The following is a 17,866-nucleotide window of genomic DNA, read 5'->3' on the forward strand; positions in this document are numbered from 1 at the left end:
GTGGCTGGCTCGATTACACGTTGGTATATTGGGATGCGGGCGAGGTCTCAAAAGCGGATGGCTCTCAAACTTTGGACTTGCAGAAAGATGCTTTGCTTGCTGCTGGCATCAAATCCGATCACCTGACCGGGCTTCCGGCCGCCGCGATGATCGGCCGGGGCTGGCGGCTTGCCTGAAGGCGCTGCGCCCGGGCTACATCCTGGTGGTGTGGAAGCTGGATCGGCTTTGTCGCGATCTGCGCCATCTCATCAATACCGTTCACGACCTGGGCAAGCGCGGCATCGGCTTCCGTGGCCTGTGTGGTCGGGGTTCAGCAATCGACACCATCCCAGCGGCAAGTTTAATTTCGGCATATTCGCGGCGCTTGCGGAGTTTGAGCGCGACCTGATCTCCGAGCGCGCGCGCCGGGTTAGCTTTGGCCCGCGCCCGCGGGCGGGCTTGCTCGCAGCCAAACGCTAGGGCAATTCGATGCCCTGAACTGCTATCTGTGGATCGGCAAGCTCTTCGGGAAAGCAGGATCTGCAGAGGCGATTGATGGGGGGCGGTCAGAACAGCATGGAGCGACGATGCGGACAAAATCCCGCTGAGACCAGGATCAAAGTCAGGCCAAGCGCTTTCAAGACGATATATGTGAGTTCAATCGATCGGTTGCGAAGGGAAGATCGACACTTGGTCACGCCGACTTCGCCGCTTGTCATGTGAAGTCCAATGAACGGCGCGGCTACGATCGACACTGGCAGGCCATCGAGCTGCGATTGGGCACGAAAAGGTCGTGATCCTCCGAGGCAAGCTTACGCCCGGGTTCTGTAGGTCTTTGCTGAACAGCGGTAGACCGTGGTACCCGCCTGCTGAGGCTGAGCACGCGTCGGTTCCCACTGGTGGGAAGTGAAAATGCAACATATTCACCAACCGTTCGGACGTGTCGCACTCGCCGATTGGTCGGCAGGTGTGCACCACCTCGACCTTGTCGTCTTGGCAGTCTGGGCAGGGGTCCTTCATTGGAGGTGCGGGAACTATCGACTGTTGCACGAGACTGTCCGGATCGCGTTCGGAACGCTCCTTTAGCAGCGTGAATGCGCGCTCCTGGTCTGCCTGATCTTCCGAAATAAGGAGAGGATAGATCGTCGTATACACGTCCTTTGGAACGATCATCTCGCCCACGCCCGGTACGTCGATGATTGCGGGTGCCGTCAGTCCAGCAAGCGCCGGGATGCCTATCCTACGCCCGTGAAGCCTCACGAACCGTTCGGAGGCTCGGCGCGCCGGACTAGCGTAGACCGGATTGCGTGGCACATAGATTGGCCGATACACGCTCGGCTTTCTGTACAGACTGGGAGCGACATACCTAGGATCAGCGACGTGCACCTTAGGTGCGTATAGCCGCGCCGCTGGTGCAGCCCCGCCGAGCCGCGCGTCTGAGAGAGGCACCCACGCCAATATCAACTCTGACTTTCCGCGCCGCGATTCAGTTCACGATTAATGCGATCCTTGACCCTACGGACCGCAAGAAGCTGCAATCGCGTTTGGGTCTTGCCACTGATCGTCTTGCCATCGATCTTGAAACTGTAGCGCCATTCGCCCGGCAATGCTTCCCGAATGCTGAATTGCACGCCTCTGTGTTGCATAAACTACTTCAACCCCAATAACACGCGTTGCTTCTGTCCGGCTTCACGTCCGTCGAGTGCAGATTGATCCATAATTTCTCGATCATGAAGAGTTAGATACCGAAGAGGACCGCCGGTCCTACAGGACCGGCGGCCAAGTCAAGGGAGGAAACGCCCGTAAGGGCAGCGGCAGCAAGACCTACCGCATGGCACCGCCAATCTCTTGGCGGATCTCGAATAAGCGTCCTTGCGGCCAGACTACAAATGATCCGCCCCCTCATCGAATGGAGGTCGTGCGAAGAGGTCTGCGCAATGCAGGCCCCAAGTAATTCAATTGAGACTGCACGAAAAGAAAAACTTGAGTACGGGGCGTACCAACCGGGCTCTTTCGCGCCTTCTTGTCACATCTTCACAAGGTCATGACCTGCCACTGAGTTTTCATCCCGCAGCGGTTAGAGTCTCGGAGTTTTGTACGCCAAGTGGCGCGGGTGGAGCAACGGACGATCGGCGGAGCTGGTCGGGGTTGCGGAGCCGGTCGTCCGTTGCGGTGAGGTGGGCGGCATAGGCCGCAGGGTGAGGTATTTCAGCGACGAGTGGCTGCGAAAGCCTGGTATCAGCGCGGAGGCAGTGGAGTCGCCCCATATCGCTACCAGCGGACGCCGGTCTGGCAGGAGAGATCAGGCATTGACGGCAGCGAAAGCCGTACTGCTTGGCGTCGACGGCCACGTCGGTGTCGGCCTGATCAGCTATCCGCTTTACCTCTGGCATTGGCCCCTATTGGTTTTTGGTGATTGCAACATTCCGGGGCCTCGTTATTTCACCCGCGATGGAATCGTGCGGGGCCTCCGACATCATGGCAGCCTTTTGCCTCGGCCACCGTTAGGGAGGAAAGATCAGAGGCGCAGGCGATCCAATCGGGCAGCTCGCCGCGAAACAGGCGCTTGACCCTGACGTGTCTGCGGCGGTCCAAGTCGATGGTTCGGCTGCCGAGATGTGCAAAGATCGAAAGATTGAGGTGTTGTTCGAGATAGGCGCGGGCGACGAAGCGTCCAAACAGACCCGAGAGCGCGACCTTGACTTCGCGCGCCTGTCCTAGGGGCTCCTTGAAGACAAAAGGCGTTCCCGCGCCGGTGGGCGCAGCAGCGCGTCGAGAATGGACCACGCGCCATAGGCGGCGCCGAGTGTCTGCAATTCCTCCCTAATTCCGGCATCCTCGATATCGGAGAAGATCGACGGTCGAGCCGGCCACCGGGCTCGCGGCTGCAGGGTCGAAGCTATGAAGAAATGTCCGTGTCAAAGCGCTAGCGCCCGTTTGAGATCGTCGTGCTCGAACGCACTGGCCATGCGGTTGATTTCGGCCGCGCGGATGCCGACGGCTTTGGCCGTGTCGCGCCAGGTCGCGGTCGCTGTCGCGACCTCCTTGATGATCGCGCGGGCCTGCGGCAGCGTAAGCCCAAAATATTCCGACGCGGCTTCGAGCAGATCGAGCGAGCAGGTGCCTTCATCGAGGTCGATGTTCGTCGTCAGCACCCGCGCCTTCACATCGGTGGGGACGGGATTGAGGTCGTAAGCCGGCGAGAGCGACCATCCCGTCTTTCCCAACCAGAGGAAACCATGGTTGCGCAGATGATCATCGACATTGGAGATCATCACGTTGAAGACGACACGCCGGTAGAGGGCGTGAGCGTCCGTCTTTCCTTGCGCACCATGTTGCGCGAGAGCGTCGACAATCTCCGGATAGCTTCCGCGCTCGCCGTCTTTGGCGCCCATCATCGCCATGGCGGACAGGAACGGGATGCGGACGGCGTTGTTGCGATCGAAACGGCGTGACAGCATGACGGCCTTGCCGGCCACGTCGATCAGTTCGTGTTGCGGAGTGGCGATGCCGGCCTTGCTGGCGAGCCGCAGTGCAATCCCCTCCCAGGCCTCCATGCTGTAGCCGTCGGTCTCCTTCGGAAACTTGGCGATCGAGAGATTGCCGTGCTGGTCGACGACCGAGGCCTTCGGCCGGGCACCGCCGAGGGAAGAGCCGGGCGCGAGGATGAGCTGGAGATCGTCGTCCGTTTCCTCGTCGCGGAGAATGCGCTCGGTAATCTGGAGCAGTCGCCCGAGTTCGATCAGGGCGGGCACACCAGCGCGGATCGGCGCCTGGAAGGTTTCTTCGCCGACCCAGCGGAAGCGGAGTGCGCCAAGTCGCGTTTCATCGGCAACACCGAGCAGATAGTCACTTTCTGCAAGCGTGCGAACCGCGCGGCCCTCGCGGTCGGCGAGGCGGCGTTCGGCGCGCTGCATGAGACGGCGGCCCCAGGTGTCAGGCGCGGAGTCGCCGATGGAGCCGAACGTGGCCAGTCCGGCAGGAGGAGCAAAGGCGCCGCGCGTCAGGGCGAGGACGGGTTCCAGTGAGAACCGGTCCGGATCGTCAAGCCACGCGCTATCGTATTCGAAGAGGATGGTCTCTGAGCCTCGGGCACGATTGCTCCTTGCCAGTCCGATGCGGCGCGTGCGGCCGCCGAGATCGATATGCACCTCGAAGTCAGCCATTGCTTGAGGCTCCGGTCTTGCGCTTGAGGTGGATATGCTTTGGCAGCTCGGCGCTGGCGAGCGCCTGGCCGACGCTGTCGTTGCTGATGTCCGCGACCTTGATCAGGCCGTCGAGCAAGCCGAGCGCCTGAAGAACGCCGGCGTAGATGCCGATACTGACGTTGGTGTCGCCGGCCTCGACTCTTTGCAGCGTCGAGCGGGACGTGAAGGCGCGCTCGGCGACGACCGCCATCGGCAGCCGCCGGCGCCGCCGGGCATCGTGGATGTCGGCGCCGAGCTTGCGCAGGGCCCGTCGAACGGCGGCGGGAGGGTTGTGTGGGGTCGGCATTTGGTACCTTCACGCTACAGATTTGCCAAATATGTAGCACGAAGCTTACAAATACTCTAGCAGGACCGGTATTATGGTAGGGAGGTGTCCGCCAAAGCGTATATAATCGGCCAGGAAGAAGGCCTGTTGGTTCAGAACTTCAGAAACCGGTGTAATCTCCGAAAGTCGATATTAGCATCTCGTGACCGAGGGTTGAGGTGAGCCCATTACCTGTGAGCGCGAGCTGTTCGCGCTCCCTCATCCGGCCTCCCGCTCAGTGACGATGCTATCTTCCAGCAGTGGAAGGTCGAGGCTCTCAGGCATGGCCTTGCCTGCGATGGCCTGAAGGTCTCCGACCATTCCAACCGTGGAGTCGATAACCGCCAGTATCTGCGTCTCCCGCTTGGCCCACTGGCGGACCATGAACTTTCGTTCTTTGTCGAGATCGTCGCGCATGTCATTGCGACCACAGCCGTTTGAGCTGAACGACGAGAGCGGCCTTGAGCTGGTGCTCCTCAGCATTGGGCAGGCCGAGATCAGCGAAAATGTTGCCGGAGCCTTGGCTATGGGTGGGCAGCTTTTTCTCCGTGCTCAACCTTGGCGTACTGGTCAAGGTATAGCTGGGCGAACTCGTCGAATGTGAGCTGATCCTGTTTGGGCCGCTTGGCGCGTTTCTCGGCGGCTGGGTCGGCGCCGTTTGCCACCATCCCCAGCAGGCTCTTGCCTAGGGTCCGGGCGGCGTCCGGCGCCATCTTGCCGACGGTGAATCGGCGGACCGGGGCCGTTCGGCCGGATCCCGCCCGGTAGACGATGATGAACGACTTTGCCCCGGTGGGGCGTGCCCTCACGCCGAAGCCCGGCAGCTTCCCGTCCCAGACGGTGTATTCGGCCGCCTGGGGTTCCAGCCTGCTAGGGTTTTGCACATGATCTGACCGCTCATTTTCCTCCGGGAAGCACGGGGGAAGCACCGCGGTGACAATCACAGAGCCGATGCTCTGATTTCCTTCGGCCGTGAGGCGTGGGATGGTGCGGGCGGGTAGGTGAGGGACTAGCTGGTATGTTTTGCGAACTAGCCGTCAGCGCGCGATAAAGTCTCCAATTCAGGCTCGGAAACTGTCTGCCAATCGCAAGAAATTCTTAAGCAGCACGTCACCTTGTTCCGAAAGGACGGACTCCGGGTGAAACTGTACGCCATAGGTTGGGTGATGCCGATGTCCCAAGGCCATAATCTCGCCTTCGTTTGACCGGGCCGTCACCTTGAGATACGGCATGTCTGGCTCATCGAGTTCGACCGTCAGAGAATGGTAGCGCCCAACAGAAAGCGGAGACGGGAGTTGCTCGAACAAGCCTCGGCCGTCATGGGTTATGTGTGAGGCTCGGCCGTGCATGGGACAACGTGCACGCGCCACGCGTCCGCCGAAGGCGCTCGCAATACACTGGTGCCCAAGGCAGATGCCAAGAATTGGGACACGACCCGAAAATTCGCGGACAGTGACAGTGGATATGCCGGCCTGCGTTGGCGTGGAGGGACCGGGCGAGATGACGATTGCACGCGGCTTGAGCGCTTCGAGTTCGGCGAAGCTGATTGCGTCATTGCGGATTACTTCCGTATCGGCGCCAAGCTTGCGGAAATAGCGCGCAATGTTGAAGACAAAGGAGTCGTAATTGTCGATGATGATAATCAAGGAGCACCAGATCGATCGGCACCAAAGGCGTCAAAGATCCGCTGTGCCTTGGCAAGCGTCTCGTCATATTCGGCTTCAGGATTCGACATCGCCGTTATTCCGCCGCCTGCATGAAACATGGCCAAGTCGTCATCGATCATCACAGTGCGAATCGCAATGTTTGTGTCCATGTGTCCATTGAATCCGATGAAGCCGATCGCCCCGCAATAGACCTCTCGAGCCATTCCCTCGATGTCCGCAATGATTTCCATTGCTCGCACCTTTGGAGCACCGGTCACGGAGCCGCCCGGAAAACAGGCGCGAAGCAGACTGACAGCGTCCTGGCCTGCAGCAAGTGCGCCTCTGACGATCGAGACGAGGTGGTGCACTGAGGCATAGGATTCAAGGTTGCACAGTGCTGCAAGCTCGACCGAATGGTCTGTACAAGCGCGTGATAGATCATTGCGCAACAGGTCGACGATCATGATGTTCTCGGCACGGTCCTTTTCGGACGCAACAAGGATTTCGGCACGACGCCGATCTTCCTCGGCATCAGCGGAACGTGCGATTGTGCCCTTGATGGGGCGCGTTTCGACCTGTCGTCCATCAAGTTTAAGAAAGCGCTCTGGAGAACTCGATGCGATCGTCAGCTTGTCATAGCGCAAGAGGGCTGCAAACGGTGCCGGGTTCAATGACCGGAGCTGGCAATAGAAGGTGAGCGGATCGAACAGTGGCGACACCTTGGCACTGAAGCATTGCGCGATGTTCGCCTGGAATATCTCCCCGGCCAGAATCAGCTCGATGACGCGTTGGACCGCAGCCACGAAACGTTCACGGCTAAAGTTCGAATTCCAGGCGCCTGCCGTGCTGGGGATTATAATCCGCGGCAACTTTGGTCTGGCAAGCAGCGCTTCAAACTCGTCGGCCCGACGACGGGCGCGCTCCGTTCGTCGAACGGGGTCTTGCTCCGGCCATCCGGTCGAGACGATCCAACACCTGTGGTCCCGGTGATCGAAGCTGACCACCACATCATAGAAATGCAGTATCGATTGGGGCAACCGGAGACCGGGAATTGACGGCGCCGGCAGCCGCTCCAGCGTTCGGTTCAGATCGTAAGCAAGGAAACCCGCAGCGCCGCTCTGGAACGGCGGGAGATCGGGGCGATGCGCTTCTCGGTATCTGGCGAGAAGGTCGCGGAGGACCGTCCACGGATCGCCAGTAAGCGCCTCCCCATTCCAGCTTGCCTGTCCATTGGCGACAGAGTAGGTGCTGAACGGTTCGCAGGCCAGATATGAGTAGCGCCCAAGCAGCTCATGGCCTGCCGCGCTATCGAGAAAGGTAAGCTGCGGCCGCTGCGCAAAGCATCGCAACGCCTTGATGGGCTCGATCCACTGCAACTCGCGCACGTGCATGGCGATCGGTTACCGACGATCAGCGGGCGGTGAGGCCGACTCACCGTGGTGCCATCGCAAACAAGGATTATTTTCGTCCGACACGTACAAAACCTCGAGGCTGATCATCAAGCTAGTCGCGGCCACCTGGTCGGCGACGTTGCGCAACTTGGCTTAACCCTCCCGTTCCAGCGAAATGGACGTCTGTTGATAGCTCGTAGTCAGCGGCAAACCGCAGCTCCCGAACTGGCCGGACGCACCGGATTGCCTCTCGATACAAATCGTGCGTTTTGTACGCATCGAGTTCCGCCTCGCTGTCGAACTCACCGTATACAACTACGTCGATCTCGTTGCCGAGCTGATCGCTCTTGCGGTTGCGCGCAACCTCGAGCCGGCGGGCATGTGGGATAGACGTGAGAACGGATAGACCTTCAAGGATTTGGTCGATCCCGTCCTCATCCTTTGCTGTGAAGAATACGATGTGACGGATCATGTGGCCGCAAACGTGGCGCTGCAATTTGGTCGCGTTCTTATATCGGGATGAAGCTTAGCGCAACGCTGCAAAGGCGTTCTGATTAACGTGGCTCGTTCGGTGAGCCTGTAGAATCGAGCGATCATCGGGATCGGAGGCCGTCGTCAGCCACCTGTAGTCGCCATCGCGAACGCAGCGGTGTTAGCGCGCGGTAGATCAAGGCGCGCTCGATCGGTGCCAAATGGCCTAAGGTGAGTTTTGGGCGCCTCATTGCGCAGCGAGATCACCAGTCGGCGCCGACCTGATGTTTCCGGCAGAGCGTTCATGCCGGAACCTCGCAAGACCGACCAGCTGTCCGAGACCGATGTAATCGCTGGCGCGCAGAATGCCAGGAACGCTGGTGCTGACCGTTTACAAGGCTGGTCGTGAGAGCCGGATCACGGTGCCAGAAAGAAGTACATAATGGACGAAAGTGCAGCCGTTGGTCTTTGCGACGTGATCACAATTGTCGGCGGCTTGCTTTTGACCAACAAAATCCCGTAAGCCGACGCCACACAATTGCCAGGCCCGCAACTCTCAAGCCAGAGCTGCAGTGCACTGTGCATAGACATTGGGGTAAGAGATCCATGCAGGTTACGTTGATGAAGGGAAAAATCCATCGCGCCTCCGTGACCCAAGCCGATCTGCACTATGAGGGCTCGATATCGATAGATCGGATCCTGCTGAATGCGGCAGGATTCTTGATCAACGAACGCGTCGAAATCTACAATATCGAAACGGGAGCGCGGTTCGCCACCTATGTGATTGAGGCGCCGGAAGGATCGGGCACGATAGGTCTAAATGGTGCGGCCGCGCGGCTCGCGATGAGCGGAGACAAGGTGATTATTGTTGCTTATGCGTCTTTTGACGAGGCGGAAGCGAATACATTCAAGCCGCGCGTTGTGCTGGTCGATCAAAAAAACCGGATGTTGTCGGCATGAAAGCGACAACGCCGAGCCGTTGATCTTCGTTGAGCACTGGACCTTGTGCTCGATGCCGCTCGACATCAGAGCCAACGGATCCGGTCGGCCAAGGTGGGTCAAGCGATGTCGCGGCTGTGCGCGCTTTGAAATAAACCCGCTGCGCAGTCTCGGGCCGGGAGCCGGATCTATGATTCATCGGACGATTGTCCTGCGCCGGCGAGGCGTCCACATACAACAGGCCAATCCGTCTATATCGAGCCGGCCGGCGGGTGGCTGACGGGGGCGGCTTCTGATCGGCAATTGCGAGGAGCACGAAAGTTTCGGAACGGAAGGTGTCTTTGGAACGGAAACTCCCGTTCGTTAGCACGATCATCGTAGTTTCCTGTACCATACTTGGGCCGGCCCCGCTCGGCGTCCTTGTGGATGCTCCCGTGCACAAGTCGAGAACGCACTAATCACTTCGTCGGCCGATATGCGCTGCTAGGTGTACGATTTCGCACTATTGCGACGATGCCAAAGCGGGTGGTGAACTCAGGCACCGATCGTACAGCGATCGTTCGAAACGTACCGTTATGCATCTATTGGGATACACCCTGCCGGATGTGGATGCCTCCGTTCGGTCCGGACAGTGTTTGTCGGCCGATAACAATCTTAACCTGACACATCGCGAAAAATGCAACTAAGGAGAGCGCAATTGCGCAGGCGGCGGAGTTCTCGGTTCAACCATATGAGTTGGCACGCTGGGCAAGGCCATCAGGAGCGATGTGGCAATGAACGCGAAAGGTATCTGGCATGTCGTGTTGCTGCTATTTGGCATCAAGCGGGTCGACGATAAATTGTCGCTGGCACTGAACATGGTGGAGCGACGCGCGTACAATTGTGGATTGCCGTGGTCTGGAAGACAAAAGGTCAAGCTCGATGAGACAACAGCGGATTGTGGTGGCCGGTACAGGCGCTGGAGTCGGAAAGACGGTTTTCTGCGCGGGGCTGGTTAATCTCCTCGGCGCCAACTTCTGGAAGCCGATCCAGGTCGGCGTCGAAGGAGAGACTGACAGCGAGTGCGTCGCTCGGCTTAGCGGCCTTTCCTCCGATCGCATCGTGCCCGAGCGCTATTGTCTGCGAAAGGCGGTTCAGCCGCATCATTCCGCCGAGATTGAAGAAGTTCGCATCAACGCGGATCCGTTCGACGTGCCGGGCAACGGAGAGCATCCACTCGTGATCGAGGGGACCGGAGGACTGATGGAGCCATTGAATTGCGGCACGCTTTACATTGACGTCTTCGAGAGATGGCGACTTCCTGTCGTGCTCTGCGCGAGCACAGCTGTGGGGACTATCAATTATTCACTGCTGTCCATAGAGGTTCTCCGAAAACGCCAGATCGACGTTCTAGGAATTGCCTTCGTTGGCGAAAAGAACGCTGATGCTGTGAGAGCAATTTGCGAGATCGGCCGGGTGCGTTGGCTAGGGCGACTGCCCTGGATTGCTCCTCTGTCGGCGGACGCGCTGCAAGCCGCGTTCAAGGCCTCATTCCGGTGCGAGGATTTCAAGCCACTACGCTAATGAAGAAGTCGTCGACCGCTTGCGCAACCCGCTCGACACGAAAATGACAAGGGTGTGAGCGTTCCATCGTACCCTAGAACGCTATGTCGCCTTCAAGTCCCGCGGCATGAAGCGACTCGCCTGCTTTCTTGCGCAGAATATTCCCTTGCGTGGAGGCCGTCAGCCCTTGCAGGCGCACTTCAGAAGTCGGGACGAGCGTGATGCCCGTAACTTGGGCAAAAATGTCCATTCCGTCCTTGAGTCCTAGCGCATCGAAGGAACGGCGCGTAACGCGAGATAGAAGGCGTGTGCCGGGGCCGCCGGTCTCGAGCGCGAGCAGCAACGTGACCTCGCCCGTCCCGAATGGCGCGGAAGCTTCGATGCGAGCGGGAAAGACATTGAGGATGGAGCTCGCGCGCGGCAGCTCACGCGCGACGCTGACGTCGCGGGCCGCGACGCGAAGCCGCTGCCGCGCGCCCGGGGCGAGTTGTTCCTTTGGCACAACCAAGCGCGCACCATTTAAGCCGAGGACGGCCAGCCCATCCATTCCGTCATAGTCGCTGACCACGGCGTCAAGACTTACGGCCGCTTCGTTGCGATCGGCAAGAGGCAGCGCAAGGTCGCTCTGCAGGGTATGCAATGGCCCAGCCGCTGAAACAACGCCATGTTTCATCATGACGAGATTGTCGGCCAAGCATTCTATATCAGTCATGTCATGGCTGCTATAGATGATGGGCAGCGCTAGTTTGTCATGCAACCGCTCGAGGTACGGCAGAAGATCGCGCTTGGTGGAGTGATCGAGCCAGTCGAGCGGCGCTTCGATCACAAGTAGTCGCGGCCCAGATAATAGCGCGTTACCGATTGCGACACGCTGACGCTCGGCGTCAGAAAGAAGTGAGGGAGAACGCTCAAGCAGCGGCACCAAGTCGAGCAATTCGGCCGTCCGATCAAGTTCAATAGAGGCCGTTTCGGATTGGGGTACGCCGTAAAGCAGGTTGCGTCTGACGGACAAGTCGGAAAATAGAATTGGCCGCTGGAAGACATGGCAGATCGGACGCAGATGCGGCGGACGGAACGTGTCTTCATCCTGCCACACCTCGCCATCGAATGCGCAGAACCCAGTTGGCAAATGGTCGAGGCCGGCGATACAACGCGCCAGTCTGGTGTTGCCGCAGTCAGGCGGGCCAAAAATGGCCGTTATCGCGTTGGCCGGCACGCTGAAATGCGCATCAAGCGGAATGCTGGCGAGAGAGCAGCTGAGGGCGACCTCGATGAGGCCTGGTTTTGCAATTCTCATGTGCTCGCACCAGCGCTCAATCTGTCGATCAAATTGATGAGAAGCGTGGCCGGAAGCGTGGACAGCACGCTGCCGCCGGCGCTCACGCGCCCGATGTCCCGGCCTCGAGGGCGACGCAGTATCGGGCGGCGGAATTGCAGGCCGACAGGTTTGCGACGGGCAGCAGCTTGAGCTCCACGGCATTTACCGCAACGACGGTCGAGCTCCGCGGAACACGTTCGCCGATCGCTCGATTGACGCGCTGCTCCGCAGCTGCATGGAGATTCTCGATCGGTTTGCTCATGCGCAAGCCGGCAAAAAGAAGCATCTGAAATGGCTCGGCTGGCGTAGTTTAGCTGTAGAACCATCGACTTGCGCCGAAGCTTCATAGCCTCGTCTTCGGTTTTGCGCTTGAATAACTCCCTAACCTCTTTGGTGAGCAGCGCGAAGTTCGTGCCGGACGCCTTATTGATGTTCACTGCTCGTGCATTTCCGGCCGTGAGCCGCATGAGCGCGACATCGGTCACCAGTTGGGCAAGCATTTGAGGACTCCGGGGACAGAGCCGCCGCGACCGCCTTCCTCGCGACCGCTCTTTGCTCTTTCCGAGCAATCCGCGTGCCATTTGAGGATATCATAAGCCTTGCTGGCAAAATGAAATGCGCATAGGTGGCGGGGCAGATTTCTGACGTAGTCGCGCCGCGTTGTTACATTTCGACCTTTGTGTACCAAGCTGGACATTTAAGGCAGACGAGATGAAAACTCGAGCTAAGAGCCCGGCGAATTCCGCTGAGCTTCGAAATGTGACGTCGTATTGACCTCACGACCAAGATGCCTCTCCACCGACGACGCACAAACTGGCGTTTCAGTCTCTCGCCGTCTTTGGCGCGCGGCCGAAACAAACCCGCAGCGCAATCCTTGCTGAGCTTGCTTTCCATCCCACTTGTCACCCTATCGAACGAGCCACGAGATCATGCACGCGAGGTGCTGGCCAAAGGCTCGGTTGTCGTCCGTTGACGGTTCTCCGAAAGCGGGTTCAGCGACGGGGGTGCCGACTGCGCATCAGTTTGAGGAGTATTCTCATTTGGTGACAGACATGGAATCGGGACCTATGAACCAGCATCCAGACTCTTGGTCATGAAAATCCGGAATGTTTCAGGTCGGTCGCAAGGCGTTCGGCCGAAGGGCTTCCACCCATTTCGAGCGTACAAATCCGAGAAATCGATCGTATAGAGGAAAGCTAATCGACAGCCGCGGCGTCGCCCTTCGTCTTCGAATTCCTTTAAGACCTTTGTTGCTAAGCCCTTTCCTCTTAATTGCTCGGGTAAAAAGAATGCATCTACAAACAACAGTCCGACCGATGAAAGCCCTATCGCACCGCCCACAACGAGCTTGGTTTCCGGATCCGTCAAGACCACAGCGAGCGGATGATTGGTGCCGGTCCTGGTAATAAGACAATTGCAATCGTTGTGGCCTCTCTCGATTGCCTTTACGATGGAGGGCGAAATTACATCGGTTACAACAAGGGTAAGCATTCCATTCTCGTGCCAAACGCCAGTTTCATCGCTGTGATGAAGAGACATTCGCGACCACAGACAAGCAATCGCATTCAATTGCCCCGCATCGGTATAAGCGCCGCTCTCAGTATCGCGCTGGCCAGTGTTTGTCGGGCGTTCGCATCTATGATTGCGCGCAGCGGAGACGGCTTTGATCGCACTGCGTCATGAGTGAAACGCATTTTTGACTTGCGCGCATTGGCTCATTTCGCGCGTTACGCTGCAGCGCTTCAGAAATCATGGCGGCTCAGCCAAGCATGAACGCAACGATTACCGACAATTTGATCTGTTGCCTCAAAGTCCTGCATGGATGGCCACGTTGGATAGACTATAGAGAGACAATCGAGCTCTGAAACTACCAAAATAGATAGTCGATATTGTTGCCTTGAATAGCAGCTAGAGCCCTTCGCGCTCCACGTCGACCGTATTTCCGAGCCAGATGGCAGAAACGGAGTCGCCAAGGCTGGTGAGGGCAACCCCCGATCTCTTCACGCTGGCTCAATGATCAACGCCGACGGCATCGTTCAGACCCATCGTGAACTGCAGCGCCTTGCCGGGGACCGTGGTTGGCTGAACGGCTCGCGGTTGGTCAATCGCCTGGCGGACCGGCTGGCGATGTCGCACCTTCAGATTGGTCAGAACCTGCTCGCGCTGGCGCAGGTAGGCGTAACCGACAATATAAGACCAACCGGTGACGGCCTCGGACGGGTCAACATCCTGCAGCGCTTGCCGGAGGAGCCGACGCCGATATCGGAACATGCGCAGGAATGGCTTATATTAGTCTGGTTTCTTCAAAAGACCTTGACGTGGCCGTGCAAGCGGCGCTGGCCGATTTGGGGGCTGGTTTGGCGGGCCTTTCCCGCTGCGATATGGAGCATCTCCTGGAGGGTTATTCGGCTCTTAGCGGATCGCGATGAGCTCGCTGATCGCGACCCCTATGAGCTTAGTGCCAAATACGCGTTGGGGTCGTTAAAGGTCTTGGGGAAGCTGGGCAGGGCGCTCTCGGCGGCCGGATATCGGCCTCTTTGTTTGGCGCCAGGCCGCGATATGTGCTGGCGGCGGGGCCCGCTCAAAGCAAATTCGGTCGTGTCTCAGTTTGAAATTTCCTAGGTTCCCGCTTCTTGTAGGGGCCGCGCAGAGCCGGTGCCGACCGCTTGTCGATCAGGGTTACGGCGTCTTCCATTTTCATGACGTGATCGACCAAGCCCGACGCCATCGCCGGGGTAGCGCCGAGCGTCTTATGGACCCGGCAGAAGTCGTAGAAGAAGAAGTAGAGCGCCAGCGCGTGGCAGTGGTTCTCGAACTTCTTGGAGAAGGCATTGGTCAGGCGGGTGAAGCGGCGCATGGACATGCGCATGGTGAGGTTCTGGCGCTCGGCAAAGGAAGTGTTGACGAGGTTCGGGTCCGGATTGCCCATGATCGGGTTCTTGATCGCGCCAATGCACTTGGGAGGGCTATAGCGGCCGAGACCGGCGTAGTCGGTCGCGAAAATCTTGTTCAGCATCGCATAGTCGGCATCAAACCCCGCGTCCAAGACAGCCTTCAGGTAGGCCTTATGGCCATCCGTGGTGAGCTGGACGCGGTTGGCAAGGCGGGCCTTCAAGTCGTGCAGGAAGGCCGTTCCTGTGTGTGCGCCACGGTCGCCAACGTGCCAAGAAACGATCAGCTTGGAGTCGGCATCAATGGCAGTCCACGTCCAGACGTCGCCCGCATCGGCCTTGGCGAACTTGACGTTCTTGTTCTTGGCGTAGCTGAACGACCAAATCTCGTCGCACTGGACGGCCTTTGAGGGCACGTTGCGCACGGTCGCATCATGGAATGCGGCGCAAGCCTCGCCAGCGTCCACCAACAGCTTCGTAACCGTGTTGATCGATGCGCCGGTAATCCGGCTGATCGACCGCATGCTGCTGCCCTCGCAGAGCATCAAGAGGATTTGGACGCGGGTTTCAACCGGAAGCCTGTTCATGACGCCGATTTGACTGAAAAAACTTGCTATTGTCAAGCATAAAGTTCAGTTTAAGCCATTGCATTAAACCGGCTTGAACTATATAAGAATCAATGCCATACGGCGCGGATGGATATTGTGTTCGCAGACCCAATATTGGCGCTGATTGAGACGGAAGACGCGGGGCAAACGCGGCTTCCTGTCCCTGTCATTAGGTCGGCTAGGAGAAAGCTGACCCTCATTCGTGCCGCGCCGGATGATCGTGCACTGAGGAACTGGAAAAGCTTGCACTACGAAAAACTAAAGGGGGATCGTGATGGCTATCGGTCAGTCCGGGTCAATGAGAAATACCGGATCGTGTTCTCGCTCAACGAAACCACGAGGCCGCCCACCGTCACAATAATCGCTGTAGAGGATTATCACTGATGGCACAGGTCAAAATCGCATCCGTGGACCATCCGGGTACGTTCATCACAGAGGAGCTTGAGGCCCGTGGCTGGTCTCAGGTTGATCTGGCGTACATCCTTGGAATGTCGGTGCAGCAGCTCAACCCGCTTCTCACCGGCAAGGCCAACATCACCCCTGATTTGGCTGCCGCGCTGGGCGACGCATTCGACATGCCCGCCGAGTTCTTCGCCAACTTGCAGAAGCTCTATGAACTCAATCGAGTCAAACCGGTGGACCCGGGGGTGCGCACCCGCGCGTCTTGGGTAGCGCACTTCCCAGTCCGCGAAATGATAAAGCGCGGATGGATCGAGGATACCGAGCCGGGCTTGCTCGATCTCCAAATGCTTCGGTTCTTTGGCAAGAACCGCGTGGAAGATATCCCGTTCATTGGCGAGGGAGAAATCACGGCCTATGCCGCCAAAAAGAGCAGCGGATATGAGGGCACAACGGCGATTCAGTACGCATGGCTGCATCGGGTGATGACTATTGCGAAAATGCAAGAGGCTCCGCCGTATTCCGAAGATGCTCTTAGAAAGAACCTGGGGCGGCTCCGAGCACATTTGCTCGACAAAGATGACCTGATCCATATTCCGGAGATTCTTCACGCGTGCGGCGTTCGTTTTGCTCTGGTCGAAGCCCTGCCGAAATCAAAAATCGATGGCGTATGCGTCTGGGTAGACGGTCAACCGGCCGTTGGAATGACAACTCGGTTAGATCGCTTCGACAACTTTGCCTTCGTGCTGCGCCACGAATTGGAGCACGTCCTGCGAGGCGACGGCAGAGACGTATCTTTTGCGCCGGTGGACGAGATCGACGCCGCGCACTTTGATGAGCACGCTGATAAGCCTGACGAGGAGAAGCGGGCAGATGGGGCGGCGATAGAGTTCTGCATTCCCAAGGCGCAATTGAACTCGTTTTTGGCGAGAAAGGGTGCGTTCATATCGGAGCAGGACGTTATTGCCTTTGCCGCTCGCTTGGAAATCCACCCTGCAATCGTAATCGGGCAAATACAGCATAAGCGTCAGAACTACGCTTGGCTCAGGAAATACCAAAACAGTATTCGCGACTACTTGATGGACTGGAAATTCGTCGATGGTTGGGGACGACTTGTACCAACCGGATTATAGGAGGCCAGAATGGCCACTTACGATGAGCAGTTGCTACGGGCGTGGAATGAATGGGAAGAAATCACGGGAGCGGCAGCCAACGACCCGGACGATTTCGTAGTTTGGGCAGTTGAAAACAACCGACTTGCCCCACGACCTCAGGACCTTCGGAAGTTTCTACGGCGGCAAGTTTCCCGAGTCCTGCGGCAGGCTAGCCGAATGGATGAGGCTGGTTTCTCCTACAGAGCTAAACAGTCGGTCCTTTCCTTTGAGGATGATGGGACATCGCGCCGTGTCTGGTTCGATACGGACAAGGGCGGAACGCCGAATCTGCGACAGAAGGCCGTCAGACAGCGTCGGGATGCCGCCGCGAACGACGTTTACCGTGCGATTTGCGACGTTGAGCATATGAACAAGGTGTTCCCTGACGATCCGCAACTAACTTTCTTCCTCGATTTCTCTGACGACGTTGCAGAGCGGCGCGCTGCTGATCTATTGAATCGGGACCGGGATGACGACGAGGATGAGGCGGCTTAATGCCCCGTGGACCAAAGGGTGAGAAACGCCCCGGCGACGTGATCGGAGCCGCCATTAGGGTTGGCCGGATCGCAACCGGAGAGATCGAAGAACCGACCGGAAAGGCTCCTAACCGGGCCAAAGGGGGCAGGAAGGGTGCCAAGGTCCGCGCCAAGGTGCTTTCCCCTCAAGAGAGGTCAGAGATCGCCAGAGCGGCGGCAGCGGCCCGGTGGAAGAAGGGCTAGCGGTAAGCTTTCGCGACAGAGGCAAAAGCTATGACAGATGACCACAGAAGAGCCGTTGAGGATATATTTGACGCCTACATCAAAGCTGACAGGGGTCCGCCTGATGACGTTGTCCTTGCTTTGAATGACTGGATTGGCGGTTCCCCAAACGAATTGCGAAAGTGGTTCGCAAAGTACGCCCGATCTAAGGGCTCAAACCTATTCTTTCTCCACTATCCGGCGTTCGGCCAACCCGGCTGCGAATTTGAGCGCCCCGAGTAGTCGTCCCCCATTTTCAAACTGAGACACTACCGCAAA

Annotated in this window: 18 protein-coding genes and 3 pseudogenes; 8 read left to right on the top strand and 13 right to left on the bottom strand. The window is 58.3% G+C overall.

All coding sequences use genetic code 11. From position 1 onward, the window contains the following. Positions 1–20: 20 nt before the first annotated feature. Positions 21–436: pseudogene (locus XH93_RS09100) on the top strand (recombinase family protein); the annotation flags it as partial. Between the two features lie 226 nt (positions 437–662). Beyond that, positions 663–889, top strand: a pseudogene (locus tag XH93_RS42920) (hypothetical protein); the annotation flags it as partial. 1,153 nt (positions 890–2,042) lie between these two features. Here the strand turns inward: XH93_RS42920 and XH93_RS09105 are convergent. The 9 genes and pseudogenes from XH93_RS09105 to XH93_RS09145 form a co-directional block, all read right to left on the bottom strand. After that, positions 2,043–2,206 (bottom strand): annotated as a pseudogene (locus tag XH93_RS09105) (IS3 family transposase); the annotation flags it as partial. A gap of 215 nt (positions 2,207–2,421) precedes the next feature. Next, positions 2,422–2,766 carry a hypothetical protein gene (locus XH93_RS09110; protein ID WP_246799537.1) on the bottom strand — a complete coding sequence of 115 codons (345 nt, stop codon included), beginning with the start codon at positions 2,764–2,766 and terminating at the stop codon, positions 2,422–2,424. Positions 2,767–2,897: 131 nt separating this feature from the next. Beyond that, complete coding sequence (locus XH93_RS09115; protein ID WP_194473223.1) at positions 2,898–4,145, bottom strand: type II toxin-antitoxin system HipA family toxin; 1,248 nt, start codon at positions 4,143–4,145, stop codon at positions 2,898–2,900. Continuing rightward, positions 4,138–4,473, bottom strand: a complete 336-nt coding sequence (locus tag XH93_RS09120) for a helix-turn-helix domain-containing protein (protein ID WP_028132961.1) — start codon at positions 4,471–4,473, stop codon at positions 4,138–4,140. The genes XH93_RS09115 and XH93_RS09120 overlap by 8 nt, the downstream gene beginning before the upstream one ends. A gap of 237 nt (positions 4,474–4,710) precedes the next feature. After that, on the bottom strand, positions 4,711–4,908 hold the full coding sequence (locus XH93_RS09125; protein ID WP_371814950.1) for a hypothetical protein: 198 nt from the start codon (positions 4,906–4,908) through the stop codon (positions 4,711–4,713). 107 nt (positions 4,909–5,015) lie between these two features. Further along, the gene (locus tag XH93_RS09130) at positions 5,016–5,435 is read right to left on the bottom strand and encodes an Arm DNA-binding domain-containing protein (RefSeq protein ID WP_246799538.1); all 420 of its coding nucleotides are present in this window, start codon (positions 5,433–5,435) and stop codon (positions 5,016–5,018) included. 117 nt (positions 5,436–5,552) lie between these two features. Beyond that, positions 5,553–6,137, bottom strand: coding sequence for an aminodeoxychorismate/anthranilate synthase component II (locus tag XH93_RS09135; protein WP_194473224.1), 585 nt, complete (start codon positions 6,135–6,137; stop codon positions 5,553–5,555). Then, complete coding sequence (pabB, locus tag XH93_RS09140) at positions 6,134–7,528, bottom strand: aminodeoxychorismate synthase component I (protein WP_194473225.1); 1,395 nt, start codon at positions 7,526–7,528, stop codon at positions 6,134–6,136. The genes XH93_RS09135 and pabB overlap by 4 nt, the downstream gene beginning before the upstream one ends. 112 nt (positions 7,529–7,640) lie before the next feature. Next, on the bottom strand, positions 7,641–8,000 hold the full coding sequence (locus XH93_RS09145; protein WP_194473226.1) for a Dabb family protein: 360 nt from the start codon (positions 7,998–8,000) through the stop codon (positions 7,641–7,643). A 605-nt stretch (positions 8,001–8,605) separates the two neighbouring features. Between XH93_RS09145 and panD the strand changes: the two genes are divergently transcribed. Both panD and XH93_RS09155 read left to right on the top strand, forming a co-directional pair. Beyond that, positions 8,606–8,959 carry an aspartate 1-decarboxylase gene (gene panD / locus XH93_RS09150; protein WP_194473227.1) on the top strand — a complete coding sequence of 118 codons (354 nt, stop codon included), beginning with the start codon at positions 8,606–8,608 and terminating at the stop codon, positions 8,957–8,959. 900 nt (positions 8,960–9,859) lie between these two features. Then, a complete protein-coding gene (locus tag XH93_RS09155) occupies positions 9,860–10,501 on the top strand; it encodes a dethiobiotin synthase (RefSeq protein WP_194473228.1) in 642 nt (213 codons plus the stop codon). A gap of 73 nt (positions 10,502–10,574) precedes the next feature. Here XH93_RS09155 and modC read toward each other — a convergent pair whose 3' ends face one another. The 3 genes from modC to XH93_RS09170 form a co-directional block, all read right to left on the bottom strand. Continuing rightward, positions 10,575–11,777: a molybdenum ABC transporter ATP-binding protein gene (modC, locus tag XH93_RS09160; protein ID WP_194473229.1), complete on the bottom strand. Its 1,203-nt coding sequence runs from the start codon at positions 11,775–11,777 to the stop codon at positions 10,575–10,577. After that, on the bottom strand, positions 11,774–12,298 hold the full coding sequence (locus XH93_RS09165; RefSeq protein ID WP_194473230.1) for a hypothetical protein: 525 nt from the start codon (positions 12,296–12,298) through the stop codon (positions 11,774–11,776). Before XH93_RS09165 ends, modC begins: the two co-directional genes overlap by 4 nt. A gap of 565 nt (positions 12,299–12,863) precedes the next feature. Continuing rightward, positions 12,864–13,289, bottom strand: coding sequence for a GNAT family N-acetyltransferase (locus XH93_RS09170; protein ID WP_194473231.1), 426 nt, complete (start codon positions 13,287–13,289; stop codon positions 12,864–12,866). Between the two features lie 522 nt (positions 13,290–13,811). Between XH93_RS09170 and XH93_RS09175 the strand changes: the two genes are divergently transcribed. After that, complete coding sequence (locus tag XH93_RS09175; protein ID WP_194473232.1) at positions 13,812–14,420, top strand: hypothetical protein; 609 nt, start codon at positions 13,812–13,814, stop codon at positions 14,418–14,420. Here XH93_RS09175 and XH93_RS09180 read toward each other — a convergent pair. After that, the gene (locus tag XH93_RS09180; protein WP_194473233.1) at positions 14,380–15,276 is read right to left on the bottom strand and encodes an IS1 family transposase; all 897 of its coding nucleotides are present in this window, start codon (positions 15,274–15,276) and stop codon (positions 14,380–14,382) included. The two genes, XH93_RS09175 and XH93_RS09180, sit on opposite strands and share 41 nt — an antisense overlap. 108 nt (positions 15,277–15,384) lie before the next feature. Between XH93_RS09180 and XH93_RS42925 the strand changes: the two genes are divergently transcribed. Genes XH93_RS42925 through XH93_RS09195 form a run of 3 tightly spaced genes read left to right on the top strand, consistent with a single transcriptional unit; the run spans position 15,385 to position 17,345 of the window. Then, positions 15,385–15,681 (top strand): type II toxin-antitoxin system RelE/ParE family toxin, encoded by a 297-nt coding sequence (locus tag XH93_RS42925; protein WP_194473234.1) that lies wholly within the window; start codon positions 15,385–15,387, stop codon positions 15,679–15,681. Beyond that, on the top strand, positions 15,681–16,829 hold the full coding sequence (locus XH93_RS09190) for a helix-turn-helix domain-containing protein (RefSeq protein ID WP_194473235.1): 1,149 nt from the start codon (positions 15,681–15,683) through the stop codon (positions 16,827–16,829). Before XH93_RS42925 ends, XH93_RS09190 begins: the two co-directional genes overlap by 1 nt. A gap of 9 nt (positions 16,830–16,838) precedes the next feature. Then, complete coding sequence (locus tag XH93_RS09195) at positions 16,839–17,345, top strand: hypothetical protein (protein ID WP_194473236.1); 507 nt, start codon at positions 16,839–16,841, stop codon at positions 17,343–17,345. Positions 17,346–17,866 lie beyond the last annotated feature (521 nt).

This window comes from Bradyrhizobium sp. CCBAU 51753 (assembly GCF_015291565.1).
Taxonomy (GTDB): Bacteria; Pseudomonadota; Alphaproteobacteria; order Rhizobiales; family Xanthobacteraceae; genus Bradyrhizobium; species Bradyrhizobium ivorense.

Coding starts and splice junctions, on each gene's coding strand:
- XH93_RS09115 (WP_194473223.1), bottom strand. CDS start 4,145: ATGGCTGACTTCGAGGTGCATATCGATCTCGGCGGCCGCACGCGCCGC.
- XH93_RS09120 (WP_028132961.1), bottom strand. CDS start 4,473: ATGCCGACCCCACACAACCCTCCCGCCGCCGTTCGACGGGCCCTGCGC.
- XH93_RS09125 (WP_371814950.1), bottom strand. CDS start 4,908: ATGCGCGACGATCTCGACAAAGAACGAAAGTTCATGGTCCGCCAGTGG.
- pabB (WP_194473225.1), bottom strand. CDS start 7,528: ATGCACGTGCGCGAGTTGCAGTGGATCGAGCCCATCAAGGCGTTGCGA.
- XH93_RS09145 (WP_194473226.1), bottom strand. CDS start 8,000: ATGATCCGTCACATCGTATTCTTCACAGCAAAGGATGAGGACGGGATC.
- panD (WP_194473227.1), top strand. CDS start 8,606: ATGCAGGTTACGTTGATGAAGGGAAAAATCCATCGCGCCTCCGTGACC.
- XH93_RS09155 (WP_194473228.1), top strand. CDS start 9,860: ATGAGACAACAGCGGATTGTGGTGGCCGGTACAGGCGCTGGAGTCGGA.
- modC (WP_194473229.1), bottom strand. CDS start 11,777: ATGAGAATTGCAAAACCAGGCCTCATCGAGGTCGCCCTCAGCTGCTCT.
- XH93_RS09165 (WP_194473230.1), bottom strand. CDS start 12,298: ATGCTTGCCCAACTGGTGACCGATGTCGCGCTCATGCGGCTCACGGCC.
- XH93_RS09170 (WP_194473231.1), bottom strand. CDS start 13,289: ATGCTTACCCTTGTTGTAACCGATGTAATTTCGCCCTCCATCGTAAAG.
- XH93_RS09175 (WP_194473232.1), top strand. CDS start 13,812: ATGATCAACGCCGACGGCATCGTTCAGACCCATCGTGAACTGCAGCGC.
- XH93_RS09180 (WP_194473233.1), bottom strand. CDS start 15,276: ATGAACAGGCTTCCGGTTGAAACCCGCGTCCAAATCCTCTTGATGCTC.
- XH93_RS42925 (WP_194473234.1), top strand. CDS start 15,385: ATGGATATTGTGTTCGCAGACCCAATATTGGCGCTGATTGAGACGGAA.
- XH93_RS09190 (WP_194473235.1), top strand. CDS start 15,681: ATGGCACAGGTCAAAATCGCATCCGTGGACCATCCGGGTACGTTCATC.
- XH93_RS09195 (WP_194473236.1), top strand. CDS start 16,839: ATGGCCACTTACGATGAGCAGTTGCTACGGGCGTGGAATGAATGGGAA.